This is a genomic window from Sphingobacterium bambusae, from assembly GCF_033955345.1.
Lineage (GTDB): Bacteria > Bacteroidota > Bacteroidia > Sphingobacteriales > Sphingobacteriaceae > Sphingobacterium > Sphingobacterium bambusae.
This window is the reverse complement of sequence record NZ_CP138332.1, coordinates 3,013,432-3,027,492: the sequence shown is the minus strand read 5'-3', so window position 1 is coordinate 3,027,492 and position 14,061 is coordinate 3,013,432. Positions and strand designations below refer to the sequence as shown.

Here is a 14,061-nt window from a genome sequence, read left to right as displayed (position 1 = left end):
CACAGCAAAATATCAGTAGACAAAAGAGCAGGGTAAGCACCACTTTACGGCCGCGCTTACCCTTTATAATTTTAACATTAATCTTCAGGTTCCTTCTTTGGAATTTCCATCACCACAAAACCGGCATCACTAGCTCCTGAGTAAAGCAGAAGTGTCTCGTCGTTTCCTTCCTCATCCTTGATCACAGCCCATCCAGTTTGTGTAGAAGGCGAAGTATTTGCTGGACCCAAAAAGGAGTACTCCAGTAGCGGCCTTCTTTCCGACTGTTCAAAAGCGGTTAACGCATCAACAATATTTGCTCCACGCGTGATATCGTACAGATACATTACTGTACCTTCTGAACCAGTACGTGCAGCCGTCGTTGTCAGAAGGTAACGCTCCCCATTGAACTCCACCACTCTTGCGGCCGAGCTGCGGATAGGTATTGCCGTACGACCCAGCGTGTGCGTTAAAGCTCCAGCGCTATTAACAACCATAATCGGAGCATCATGCCCTGTAAAAAGGTAGTTATCGGTATTACCCACCCGCGTGAAGGAGCTCCATGAGCCTACATTCACCGTTGAGGTAATTACTAACGGATCACCAACGGTGGTATAATTTGTAACCGTTAGTCGCAAAACCTTTGTCCCTGCATTGTCGCCGAAGAAGATAAAACCATTCCCCGAGTCATCTAAATTGATGGTGAAGTTATCTCCATGCCTAACACCTGCACCGGCAATAGTCCCAACATTGATGTTCGCGATAACTTGTGGCGCAACATTAGGGTCGGTCCAATGATAAATCTTTAAAGGACTTGCCGCAGTATTACCGGAAAGATTAGCAATGTATGTATGTCCGTTGACAATATCACCTACGGATACCGCGAAAGTACCCTGAGATACACCACTTAGATTTAATGGAATTTTATTGGCCACCCCGTTCCGTAGATCACTAACTTTCAACAGGTGTGATCCCGCAACATGACGCGTAACTACCAAAACATGCTCTCCGTCAAATCCGGATCCACGAGTTAAGGCCGACACAAATGTTTCGTAGATCGGATTTCCTAATTCATTGTTCGTAAAGTCAAACACATTACGCTTCGCTACATCTGCACCAAAAACGGGAATTCGCAAACGCAAGGTGACAAAATACTCCTTGTACCTTGGAGCGTTCGTCACTTTGATAACGATTGTTTTCTCCGAGTCGCCTTCCGTAAACGGAAAGGTATAACGCTCTTTATCCAATTTAGCGCCATCAGACAATACCGCTTCAAATTGAATATTTTCAAAATCCGTTTCTGGATCTATTCGAGGAAAAGAAATTGTCTTACGATCTTCATCGATAACCCCTTCAATACTAGTTGCACCATCAGCACCCGCATTCGTTATCCTTATTGTTGAAAGTTCTGTAAACTTGTCGGAGGCCACATTTTCCGGAAAATCATCCTTGCAGCCAGACAGCAAAACGGCCACTATCCCGCACAGGAGCCACATCGATGTGATATATCTATTAATCAGGATATTATTTTTCATCTCTATTTAGTTTAATAATGTGGAATTTAGTTCTCAGGCCATCCTTGGGTTTGTCGAAGCACATACCCCCTTGCTGCATAATCATCAATTTGGTTACGCCCCACTGGAGATAAATATGGATTGATATTTACTTGGTTGATAAACGGCAACCTATCCGCATTGCTGCGATGTCTGTAAAACCCATTCATCTGTGCTGCATTGGATCCATTGTAGGCTACATAAGTACCGTTAAGCGATACTACACCAAGATCCGTATTGATTAATGCCGGAAGCTGCGCTTGAAAATTTATCCAGCCACCGGATAGCAAATCAGGATTCGCCTGCGTATCCATATATTCCAGTTTTTTCCAGCGTTCTAAGTCTGCCACTCGAGAATACTCAAAGGCAAACTCCATCCGCCGCTCTCTACGTATCTCCCACAAGAGCGGACTTACAGAAATATCGCGCTGCGGATCTGCCGGTATACTATTTAATTGTAAACCGGCTGTCTTTTCAACACCTCTCGCAATAGCTTCCGCCGCAACCGGCCGTTGCCTAATTTTGTTTATACTTTTTTCGATATCGTCTTGGGTAACAGCCACACCTCCCAACGTGGATAGTTCTGCTTTAGCTTCGATCCAGTTCAGCAACACCTCTGCATAGCGTAGCACAGGATAATCTGTCGTGTTACGGTTAGACGTAAAGTTTACCACAGGCGAGTTTGCCGGATTCTCATGAATTGCCTCAATATTTCTCGGAAGAAACTTCGTGATGTAAAACAACGACGCCCTATTCAACGCGGAAGGATTACGATGGAACGTAGCCTCGAAACGCGGATCACGAGTTTTTATCATCGTGGACAAGTCAAATTTATCCGCGTCAGCAAGTGATGAATTCTCCCACACACGCCCGTCATGACATAAGTAAGATTTTAGCAGATCTGTTGTCGGCCCTATCGCCAAGGTCTCTCTTAGATTGGAATAGGTCGCAATAGAATGCTGCACAGCAATCGCTTCGTCGTAATGTCTGTAGAAAATACAATCTCGATTATCCTTCAAGCTTTCAGCAGTAAATAGCGCGCGATACTCTGTGACGATATCATAGCGCCCACTACTCATGAGTAAATCTGCAGCAGTGACCGCCAATTCCAGGAATTTCTGCGCTCGCGCATTGTTTTCGTAGTAATATTTTTGCCAGGTACCTTCTTGCAGAGCTATCCGCGCAATCATACCGGCCACAACATACCTATTTAAGTTCTGGTCGCCATCATTTAAACGAACAACCTCCATAGCATACTTCAGATCATCAAACACCGCATCCATCACCATGTCACGCTGATCTCTCGGCTTATAAAGCGCATCCAAATCGGTATCGCTAACAGGATAATCGTAATAGGGGACATCGCCATATGTAAACACAAGCTGTGCATAGCGCCAGGCTCTGTAGAACTTGGCTACGCCCAACCAATGCGACTTGGCTTCGTCAGAAAGAATCGCACCCATTCTATTTTCGATTCGATCCACCATAACATTTAATGATCGAATATTGGAATAGCTCCAAATAGCACTTATGGGTACAGCTCGCGTAAAATTGCTCTGGTTACCCAAGGACAGGACATCGTCGCTAAACGTATACCCCATCAATGGAGCAGAAGTTGTGGTAAATCCAGTATTATATCCTACAAAAAAATCAGGCAGGAATTTATTTGCATACAAACGTACGTTGTCCTCCGTTACCCAAGCGGTTTCATCCTGTTCTGTCGTCAGGGGAGGTCTATCTAGAAATTTGTCACATCCAGTGAAGGCAATAGATAGTGCAACTAAAGCATATGTTATTTTTGATAGTTTCATTTTTTTCCCTTTTACTATAAACCAATCTGTATACCCATAGAAGCCGACTTAAATGTCGGGTTTGCAGTTCCTGTGCGACCTAGGTTATAATTACCGTTGGACAACAACATTGAACTACCCGAGATCGTCTCCGGATCTATCGGCAGGCCTCTCAAGTTATCGAAGGTGAACATATTCTCCAGCGACACATAAATTCTTGCTCTAGACAGGTGCATCTTGTTCAGGACTTTGGTGGGCACGCTGTATCCAAAATTTATGTTTTTTATCCTGACATAGGCCATATCCAGCATGTATCTCGTCTGCGGACGCATCACAAAACTGGAGTTCGAGCCATTGTAATTCCATGCACGTGGATAGAAGGCGTCGGTACGATCTTCGCGCCAATAATCTGTCGCAAAAACTTTCGGCATGCCTCCTTCTTTCGAGAAATACCCCGGTATAGCGAGCTGTCCGTCACCCCAAATTTTCCTTTCACCAATTCCCTGTACAAACACCGCAAAATCAAAGCCCTTATATTCCGCTCCTAAACGAAAACCAAAATCGTAACGTGGCGTAGAGTTACCGATAACCACCTGATCCCCCATATTTCCAAAAGTATTATTCCCTGGCGTGATATACCCATCACCATTGACATCAACAAACTTAACGTCGCCGGGAGACATCAAAAGAATCTGGTTGCCATCTTCAAAAAAGGTTTGATAAACCGGATTATCCCCCGCTAACATATTTGTACGTTTGGCATTTCCGTCGAACACGATGGTAGTCTGCGTAAAATTTCCATTCGCATCGTAAATAAAATCATCTTTTTGATAGAGACGATCCGTTACGTAACCATACACATCCCCATACCGCTTCCCTGTTACCCAAGTATTGTGGATATTCCTATTTTCAAAAGGTGTGTTGTAATCCGCGGCTTTGGTTATCATTGTTACAGCATCCGCTAAATTTGCATTGATGTTCAAACGAAGACCACTCTCGAATTGCAAGCTGTAATCCGCAGCTATTTCCCAACCTCTTGTTTGAAGATTACCGTAATTCCCATTCGGAGCCGCCGCACCGAGTGTTGCAGGAAGGGCATCTCCAGCTATAATCATATCAGTCGTTGAACGCTGAAACCACTCGAACACAAAACCTAATTTATTATTGAACAAACGCACATCCGCACCGACATTCAAGTGTTCGATATTTTGCCAACCGATACCATCGGAGATAAGATTCGGTGTACCTAGCTGAAAAAACCGCTGTCCATCGGAGCTCAGCCAGTTATTTTGAGAAATGCCCATCCGTGCCCAATAAAGCCCATTAGAGACCGATTGATCACCGATAATACCGTAGGATCCTCTAAGCTTTAGGAAGCTTAACACTGGATTTAATTGCTCTAAGAACGACTCGTTGCTCACCACCCATCCTGCGGATGCAGATGGGTACCATCTCCATCTCAAACGTTCCGGAAACAACGATGTTCCATCATAACGTAGATTCCCTTCCAGCAGATATTTATCCTTAAATGCGTAGTTGACACGGCCAAAAACACCAAACTGAGACTGCCAATCTGCCGCCCCACCGGAGGTCTGCACGCCTGTTGCAAAATCAAACTGTGGATTGTCATTATTGATAAGCTCCGTTCGGTTGGACCAGTTCGACAACTCGTCATCCGCCACAATGTTGGTACCCAACATAACCTTCAGATCATGCGCATCGGCAAAATTCTTTTGGAAGGTGGTAAATGCGTTGAAGGTGTGCTTCTGCGATTCAAAAGCATTGCGATACACATAGGAGTTTGCCTTGGTCCCGTAATTTACCATCGGAAACTTATATCCCGGTATACCACCGGTATCTGTTGGATTCCCATTTTCATCCACAAACACGCGATTTCCCAGTTCGTCATTCCACACGACTGGGCTGTACCAAGGCTCTGCAGCCGTAATCGTCGGCTGTGAGCGAAACAAGCTATTCACTTGTGAAGTGTAAGCATAGTCAGCTTTAACATCCCAATTTTTCATTAACTGAATGGTTGTACCCACGTTCAGGTTGATGAAACGATCACGCTTGGTCGTTGTGTGGGCCAAAGAAGCATCTGTTGCTGGATCGCGAAGGTCTACACCATTCTCTTGCACACCTATCGGAAATAACGAGCTCCAACGGTATAAGTACAACCAAGGGTCGGCCGTAAATCCGCCAGAATTAGTGGAGTTTGGATAACGCTTGGTACCATCTGCATACATAGCGCCCCCACGTAGGGTTAGGAAATCGGATACTTTTGTCGACACATTCAAATTGGATGTCAACCGTTTATAATCATCATGCTTCGCTGGCTTCATCATACCCTCCTGTCCCAAATAGCCAACAGAGAAATTGTACTGGGTATCGCCACGCTTGCCGTTGAGGCCTACGTTATGTAGCTGTGAAAATGCACGATCTTTGATCATCGCATCAGCAGCGTCATAGACACGATAGCCGTATTTATCGACACCGTCAAAATACCAATCCCGACCATAAACTACCGGATCGCTGTTTTTTACAGTTCCACCGTATTGCTCTTGCCAGGCTTTGATCTTCTCAAAACTCTCCCAATTTAATCGCCAAAAACCTCCTGCCGGACCAGCCTGCTTCATATTATCATGAGCATCCAAGGTATATTGTAACCCTTCAATCCCGGCAAGCTGTATATCGGCAAAAGGAGACTGCAACGAATAATTCCCCGAGTAGCTTACATCCGTACGATCTGTTTTAGCTCCTTTTTTTGTGGTTATCAAGACAACACCAAAGGCCGCTTTAGCACCATAAATCGAGCTCGCGGCAGCGTCCTTTAATACGGTAATCGTCTCTATATCGTCCGGGTTTACCACCTGCACGCTGGGCACCTCCACATTGTCAACTAAAACCAAAGGATTACTAGAGCCATTTTGTGACGCAATTTGCCCACGTATACGCATTACAGGGTTAGAGCCAACTTCTCCGCTGGGAACCTGTATGGAAAGCCCAGGAACAGTTCCTTGCAAACCCCTAGCGAAATCTGGAATTGGGCGGCTTCCTAAAGTCTTCTCCACATCTACCGACGACACGGCTCCGGTTAGGTTTGCCTTTTTCTGCTGACCATAACCGACAACCACTACTTGCTCTAAGGAGTTTTCATCGATCTCCAAAAGGACATCCAGCGAAGTTCCAGATACGCGTACTTCTTGCGGTTTATAACCTATCGAAGAAAACCGAAGTATCGCGTTGTTTGGAACGGCAATAGAATAGCTCCCATCCGCCGCCGTTATCGACGAGGTCGACGAGCCTACGACGCTTACCGTTACGCCAGAAACAGGACCTCGTGCATCCCGTACAACCCCATTCACTTGCGCTTGTTGCGGAGAATGATCATGCATCGGGACGACTACTCGGTAAGGATGCGCAATTAGAGAATCCATTTCGAGACTCAGAAATGCGGTTGCCGTCAAAGAAAATAATAATGATTTTCTCATTGTTAATTAGTTAGTTGTTAATAAGCAATCACGCCATAATAAGGTAATAAAACTGCGTTTTCTTACATCATAAAATAAAGGTAAACGCTAAAACCTGCACTAATATAGTTAACAAATATTAAAATCAAAATTTTTATGCGTTTTTTAACGCTTTTATGCAAAATCAAAAAAAAACACGCACAAAGGCGTGTTTCAACTTTTCGGTATAGTGTGTTATTCAAAATCGGGATAAAGCAAGTATTTTTTGCGCATTACCCTATAATCTGCCAGATCAGACTTCCAACTATCCCGTATCTCGGCCTCACTTTTTCCCGCAAGAATCATCTTGCGAAGCTGGTCTGTTCCAGCGAGTTTATCAAAGAATTCCGGTCGCGCAAAGAACTTCCCCTTATCTGGCATCTTTTTATAGAAATCTAATACATATTGCAAGGTAAATCTTTGTTTATCGGCATCCAGCTTACGCAGGTCAACACCATATAACATCTCCCCTTTACCTTCTACATGCTTGGTCATGCCGGATTTCTCTCCAGGAGTAAACGTGAAGTCACCATACACGGGATCGCTGTAACCAATCACTTGAAAAGGCCAATCTGTTCCACGACCAATAGATATATCTGTTGCTTCAAACAGGCACAAAGACGAATAGAGACGGATCGACAGATGGTTTGGCAAGCTTGGCGAGGGAACAACCGGCAACTCGTAGCGAACCTTATGATCCCAATGTTGAACCGGAATGACCGTTAGTGCACATTGCTTTCCGTTTTCCAGCCATTGCTCACCATTAATCATTTTTGCCAATTCTCCTACGGTAAGGCCGTGTACCATGGCAATCTTATGGAAAGAAACGTTTGATTTGAACTTATTATCCTGACGAACAGGACCATCCACTTGGTCGCCGCATGGGTTAGGTCTATCCAAGACAATCAATTCCTTACCATGTTTTACACACAACTCCATCACGCGATGTAGCGAAGTGATATAGGTATAGAAGCGTGCACCAACATCCTGCAGATCGAAAATCATCACATCAATCGACTTTACAATCGAGTCTTGCTTTTCATTTCCTCCATATAAAGTAAAAAGCGGCAAACCTGTCTTTGTATCCACCTCATTGCTGACCTTCTCACCACGCTCTACCTCACCACGGAAACCGTGTTCTGGCGCAAAGGCAAATTTAAGATCTACCTTCTCTTTGAACAACACGTCCACCAAATGCTCTTTTTCAGCGCCGACGATAGACGTCTGATTCCCCATCAAGCCGACTTTTTTTGCTTTCAACAATGGTAGGTAAGCCTGCAGCTGATCGGCACCAGGCAAAATCTCGGCTCTAGCCGTATCCATAGCGCTATCAACATTGACTGCACCTTCGGTATTTTGCCGATTATTGGCTGAACATGATGTGAAGAACAGCGCTAGAACAGCACATCCAACAATTATTCTTTTCATATTTATGCGTTTTTAATTGTACAACAAACATAAACAAGAAATGCTAATAAAAAAAATTCCCGAAAGCGAACTTTCGGGAATTTATAGCCGAACTAGTCTTCCTTATCCCACCATATCGGTTCGTTGATATAAGTTGGTAAATCAAATGTAGGAGCAGCCAAGCGCAATTGCTGACTATTATAATTCACTTCATAGGTTGCCATAGCGAAACGACGAGGCCAATCTGTTGCTGAAGGATAGGCCTCGGTATATACATGTACAGGCCGCTTATAACCTTTGTATACACCTGTCAACTCATTATAATTGCCGGACGCATCTGTACAAAAGTTTAACCGACGCATATCCACCCATTGTTCTGGAGAATAAGATAACGCGATATATTTCTGAATCATGATATGACTCAACGTCAATGAAGAAGCGTTCTGAATGACAGAAGAACTTGCTAGGAAGCCACTTATATCATTCGCAGCAATATCCATGATTTGCATATGAATACGAATCCCCTCTTTGTAAGCCGCTAAGGCAAGAGCCGACTCACCCTTTCGAAAACGAACTTCCGCTTCAATAAATTTCATCTCGGCGCCAGTCAACAACAAACCTTTTGAGTCTTTATGGTTATACCAAGTTCCCGTTGACAAAACCCTTCCATTTGCCGCTACTGCCTCGCGCAATTGTACGTACACAGAATCTTTATTGCTAAATTTATTGGTCGTTGGAGAATAACTATAAGCTACCGGCCCGGTTAAGACCACATCTGAGGAAAAATCCACCCCAATAGATGGCCGTAGTGTTCCATCAGGTTCTTGAGCATGCGGAACCAAAAGTTGAAAACGGGGATCTTGCATATCTTGTCCCCCTGTTGGCGCACCGGTATATCTATTTAATATGTAGTCCAAATACATTTTCGATAATCTAGTCGATGCAGATGTATTCACATATTGTAGAGCAGATTGAGCTGTAGAAGTTGTCGTTTCCGTTTGATCAATATATTGGAAAATAGTAGATTCTTCCGCTGTCTGAGGAGCGTTCTGCAACGCCTGTAAAATGGCATCTTCATCGTAAACGGATTTTTTGTTGAGATGGGACAAGAACCTAGCTTTTAAACCATAAGCAAGCTTAATCCAGTTGTCCACATTACCTCGGTTATAGGTGTCTCCTAGAGACAAATCTGGCGCAGCAACACCTTGCGTTTTTTGAAGATCTACAACCGCCTCATCCAAAAGCGGAATAACTTGACTGTAAACATACTCAGCATCATCAAACGCCGGCGTGATAATCTCTGGATTATCGAACTCCCGATAAGGTAGTATACCGTAAAAGTCAGCCAAATACCCAAAGCCCCATGCCTTCATGATCTTGCCCACACCAACATAGTGATAAGCCTCCAATTTTTCGGCAGCCTCTATCATAGGCTGAATGTTTACCGCGGTATTTACATACCAAGCTTGCCAAGGCCAATTCGCAGCAGCGGCGTCGGAGTACCACCGTGTAAGCAAGTAGTTGCGCGTAGTTGCCCCATAAACATTTGCTAATTGATGGGTCACATGGACAGCTCTTGTACCCGCACTTTCGTACCCATCCGCAAATTGAGCAAGTATGGAAGGCAGACGTTGCTCCGGTAAAGGAACAGTCGAATTTGCGCTATTGGGATTATTATTAATATCCAACCATTTGTTACAGCCTTCCAGAAAAAAACTGCCCAATATGGCCAAAAGGTATAATATCTTCTTCATCTTCTAAAATTTTAAGTTAACACCTACCGTAAATCCGGCTGTTGCGGGAACTCCCGCGTAATCAACACCCACAGAGCCAGAACCGACAACGCCAGCTCCTGCAGCGCTAGTCTCAGGATCTACACCTGAATAGTTCGTAAGCAGCCAAAGATTGTTCCCCGTAGCATTAAAGGTTGCCCCCTTGATAAACTTGCTTCTTTTGAGATATTCCGTGTTTAACGAATAACTCAACGAAACAGAGCGTAATCTGAACCAATTGACATTTTCTATAAAATTTGGTGTGTGCTTTGTGTATACATCTTTATAAAATGCCTCATCTGCCACAACATCTCTCGTAATCGTCTCATATTGCTGCGTCTCAGGATTCAATGCACGGCCTGTAAACTGCAACGTCTCTCCTCGCTGTCCAGTCTTTTGGCCTGTACCATACACGGTCATCAAATATTCCGATGCGTTATAGACATCACCTCCTTTACGAAAATCAAATAAAAACGAAAGATCCCAATTTTTATATGTGAAGGAGTTGTTCCATCCGCCAATAAAATCAGGCTCTCTGTTTCCTACATAAGTCGTCGTTGTATTGGTTGTCAGTGGTCTTCCTGTCGCGTAGTCTAGCAAAAGATTTCCATCATCATCTGTTTGCCAAACGGAACCACTCAAAGCCATAAAATCTCCGTCATTATAAGATGCAGCTTTACCAGTTCCTACCTGCACATCGGTGACATATAAAATATCCAATCCGCCTATCAATTCAGCCACCCTACCCGTATTGTGCGATAGATTCAATGCCGTATTCCAAGTGAAATTTTCCCTTTTTATGGGTGTCGCATTTAAAGTCAACTCAATACCTTTATTGTTCAGCTCCCCAATATTGTAGTATGTCAAGATATAGCCCGTAGCATTGGAAACTCTTGGTTGTAAAATTTGGTTGATTGAATTTGTTTGATAATAGGTAAACTCCAAGCCCAAGCGATCTTTTAAGAAACGTAAATCAGTTCCTACCTCGAAAGCGTTAGTTTTTTCTGGTTGCAACTGGTTATTCCCTCTTGTCCAGTGATTTCTAAATCCTCCGCCTATCGTTAATTCCGGGCCAAAAAGGTAAGTATTGGTAACGTAAGGAGTAGCATCCTTGCCTACCGAAGCCCATGACGCTCGTAACTTACCAAATGTCAAGAAATCGTTCTTTGCCAATAATTCTGTAAAAATAAATGATCCTGAAACCGATGGGTAGAAGAATGATCTATTCGCTATTGGTAAAGTGGAAGACCAGTCATTTCTCCCTGTAAAGTTCAAGTAAGCATAGTTTTTATACCCGATCCTTAAATCACCATATACACCGACTAATCTCTTGTCATTAAATACCTGTGCATAATACTTATCCGTTTGATCAAAATTTTCAATGCTCTCGAATCCTTTAATGACAAACCCCTCACCTCTCACGGATGTAGATTTGATTTTTGTATCCTCAGCAGTCGTACCCAGCAAAAGACCAAAGTCCCAATCGTTCACTTGCTTCTTGAAATTCAACATCAAATTGCTATTCAGGTATTGGTATTTTCTATCCGTATTCGACATCATCCCCTGTTGCCATGCCAATTTCACACTCGAACCTTCAGACACCAATGAATTAAACTGCGTAGTAAAATTATCTATACCGAGTCTATATGTAATATCAAACCAATCCGCAACATTAATATTGGTATAAATATTTCCAATGATCCGATCCGTCTTGTCATTTTGAGGATTCTTATTAATTAACCAATAAGGATTATCCATATTATTTTCTAAAGCTACTTCCGGGAGTAGAAGCTTATTGGAACCATCTGGATTTAAATAATCTTTCATATTCGCATTGCCCGGCCAAATCAGGACGCCTTCCATATAGCCATTTCCTCCTGCCCCCCACAGCCCAGATCCGGTTAGTGTTTTACGTGTATCACTCATAGCATACGAAGCATTTGCGCCGACGGTAACACGTCCAAGCTTCTGCTCACCATTGAATCTAACAGTCGATCGATTAAAATCTGTCGTTGGAACCACACCAGTTTGATATATGTTAGATCCCGATAAAAAGAAATTCCCTTTTGCCGATCCACCAGAAATGTTAAAAGAATTGTCGTAGGAAGTTGCTGTTTCATAAAAGTCGCGCAAATTGTTATAGCGCAGTTCTCCAGCTGCAATGGGATCTCCCCAAGACTCAAAGGTTTGCTCGACGAGAGATCCATTGTAATAGGACCCTTGACCATATAACGTTTGCTGCTCGGGAAGCTTATTCACCCAATTCGTTCCAAATCGGGAGCTGATAGATGCCTGTGTAGCTCCATCTTTACCCTTCTTCGTTGTAATAACCACAGCTCCAGAAGCAGCTCGCAATCCATAAAGCGCAGCAGCAGATGGCCCTTTCAAAACGGAGATCGATTCTATGTCTTCAGGATTCAGATCGAGCGCTCGGTTTCCATTAGTCGTTGAAATATTGGTATTTCCATCAAATGCGGAGTTATCTCCTTGCCCAGTTGAATTATCCATGGGAACACCATCGATAACAAAAAGAGGTTGGTTATCGCGCTCCAAAGAAGTTCCACCACGAATCACGATATTAGAAGAGGCTCCTGGCGCGCCGCCGGAATTTGTAACATTCACACCAGCAATTTTTCCGTTCAACGAATTAATAATATTTGGATTCTTATTTTTCATAAGCTCATCAGCATTAATATCCTGCGCAGCATATCCCAGTGCCTTTTTCTCCCGTTTTATGCCTAGGGCTGTGACAATCACCTCATCCAACGAGGTATCATCATTTTCCAACAGCACGTTTGCGGTCGAACCCTCGACGGACACATCCTTGGATTTGTAGCCGATTGCAGAAAAGCGCAGTGTGTTGCCTGATGCTGCCGAAATGGAGAAGGCTCCGTTCTGATCGGTCTGTGCGACGGCGGAGGTACCGACCACCGTTACAGTTACACCAGCTACGGGTCCAGAAGCATCACGTACGATTCCGGAAACCTCAATTTGATTAGGAAAGTTACCTTTGGGCGATGCATGATAACTTGTCCCAAATATCTCTGGAACAATGCCTGCATAGGCACCTTGTATCACACCTCCCAAAGCAACTGCTACGAGTAAAGCTTTATTCATGGTAGTTGTTTTGAAGTTTATTCATAAAAAGGCTCAATGGAAGTCTTTTCATCTATTTCTCAAGCAATAGTAAGTTATTTTTCCTTAAACTGCAACACTATGCACTTTTTAAATAAAAATAACCATAAAAAGGCAGACAAAGTATGCAGAAACACGAAAACACAGACATTGAGTAGATGAAAACCCCTACTCTTGGAAAGAAAATATTAAAAAAAGCAGACAAGTCATTAGAAACGAAAATTTCGATTTTATCGCATGACACTACTTCGCCACAATCGACTGCTGCATGCCCAAGTTCAAACGAAGCTGTTCCATAAAAGCATTCCCTGGATCAGATTTCTTGGTAAAATAACCGGGGTCGGTTTCTTTCCACCATTCGGTTCCTTGAAAGGCTTGATACTCGTGATGCCCGATGACATACTGAATATCATACTTCGACATCAAATATTTGATCAAGGCTGTATTGGCTTTGAGCTGCGCTTCGGTTAGCGGATAACGGGCAGACCCTATATTTTCTATCCCAATAGCACAATAGTTGAGACCTATTGTATGGCGAGCGAAAGTTGTTTCGGGAAGGAGCTGAAAAATCGTACCATCTCGTCCAATAACAAACTGTGCAGAAACATTTAGCAGACTAGCTTTCTTGAGGCCGGGCCTTCCCGGAAGCTGCACCGGATCAAAGGTACGGATGGTTTTACTTACAGAAAGCACATCCGTCCAGTGCACCACCACCATCTTTGGAACGATCTCCACCGAAGCGCTTTTGATGCCATGACGCTGTTCCAGATAGGACAGCGAAAGATCTTCACGTGTGCTATTCCAAGTAATCGGACGCTGCACGATAGTAGGGCGTTCCTGCGCCCGCAGTTGAAAAGACAGAACCCACCAAACAAAAAACACAAAAAATCCTACAATCCGCTTACCCATAAAAACA

At 43.7% G+C, this 14,061-nt stretch carries 7 protein-coding genes; all 7 read right to left on the bottom strand.

Features of this window, described 5'->3' with window-relative positions:
• Positions 1-77: 77 nt before the first annotated feature.
• The 7 genes from SCB77_RS12655 to SCB77_RS12625 all read right to left on the bottom strand — a co-directional run bounded on the left by SCB77_RS12655 (position 78) and on the right by SCB77_RS12625 (position 14,054).
• Positions 78-1,514 carry a DUF4623 domain-containing protein gene (locus SCB77_RS12655; RefSeq protein WP_320182370.1) on the bottom strand — a complete coding sequence of 479 codons (1,437 nt, stop codon included), beginning with the start codon at positions 1,512-1,514 and terminating at the stop codon, positions 78-80.
• Between the two features lie 26 nt (positions 1,515-1,540).
• The gene (locus SCB77_RS12650; RefSeq protein WP_320182369.1) at positions 1,541-3,343 is read right to left on the bottom strand and encodes a RagB/SusD family nutrient uptake outer membrane protein; all 1,803 of its coding nucleotides are present in this window, start codon (positions 3,341-3,343) and stop codon (positions 1,541-1,543) included.
• Positions 3,344-3,357: 14 nt separating this feature from the next.
• Entirely contained in the window at positions 3,358-6,813 is a 3,456-nt protein-coding gene (locus SCB77_RS12645; protein ID WP_320182368.1) for a SusC/RagA family TonB-linked outer membrane protein, read from the bottom strand.
• 213 nt (positions 6,814-7,026) lie between these two features.
• Positions 7,027-8,259 (bottom strand): exo-beta-N-acetylmuramidase NamZ family protein, encoded by a 1,233-nt coding sequence (locus SCB77_RS12640; protein ID WP_320182367.1) that lies wholly within the window; start codon positions 8,257-8,259, stop codon positions 7,027-7,029.
• Positions 8,260-8,351: 92 nt separating this feature from the next.
• Positions 8,352-9,992 (bottom strand): SusD/RagB family nutrient-binding outer membrane lipoprotein, encoded by a 1,641-nt coding sequence (locus SCB77_RS12635; RefSeq protein ID WP_320182366.1) that lies wholly within the window; start codon positions 9,990-9,992, stop codon positions 8,352-8,354.
• 3 nt (positions 9,993-9,995) lie between these two features.
• Positions 9,996-13,127, bottom strand: a complete 3,132-nt coding sequence (locus SCB77_RS12630) for a SusC/RagA family TonB-linked outer membrane protein (RefSeq protein ID WP_320182365.1) — start codon at positions 13,125-13,127, stop codon at positions 9,996-9,998.
• 261 nt (positions 13,128-13,388) lie between these two features.
• Positions 13,389-14,054 carry an N-acetylmuramoyl-L-alanine amidase gene (locus SCB77_RS12625; RefSeq protein ID WP_320182364.1) on the bottom strand — a complete coding sequence of 222 codons (666 nt, stop codon included), beginning with the start codon at positions 14,052-14,054 and terminating at the stop codon, positions 13,389-13,391.
• Between the last annotated feature and the right edge of the window lie 7 nt (positions 14,055-14,061).

Excerpts from the sequence above, each read along its gene's own strand:
- SCB77_RS12630 (WP_320182365.1), bottom strand. The coding sequence starts at position 13,127 with ATGAATAAAGCTTTACTCGTAGCAGTTGCTTTGGGAGGTGTGATACAA.
- SCB77_RS12655 (WP_320182370.1), bottom strand. The coding sequence starts at position 1,514 with ATGAAAAATAATATCCTGATTAATAGATATATCACATCGATGTGGCTC.
- SCB77_RS12645 (WP_320182368.1), bottom strand. The coding sequence starts at position 6,813 with ATGAGAAAATCATTATTATTTTCTTTGACGGCAACCGCATTTCTGAGT.
- SCB77_RS12650 (WP_320182369.1), bottom strand. The coding sequence starts at position 3,343 with ATGAAACTATCAAAAATAACATATGCTTTAGTTGCACTATCTATTGCC.
- SCB77_RS12635 (WP_320182366.1), bottom strand. The coding sequence starts at position 9,992 with ATGAAGAAGATATTATACCTTTTGGCCATATTGGGCAGTTTTTTTCTG.
- SCB77_RS12625 (WP_320182364.1), bottom strand. The coding sequence starts at position 14,054 with ATGGGTAAGCGGATTGTAGGATTTTTTGTGTTTTTTGTTTGGTGGGTT.
- SCB77_RS12640 (WP_320182367.1), bottom strand. The coding sequence starts at position 8,259 with ATGAAAAGAATAATTGTTGGATGTGCTGTTCTAGCGCTGTTCTTCACA.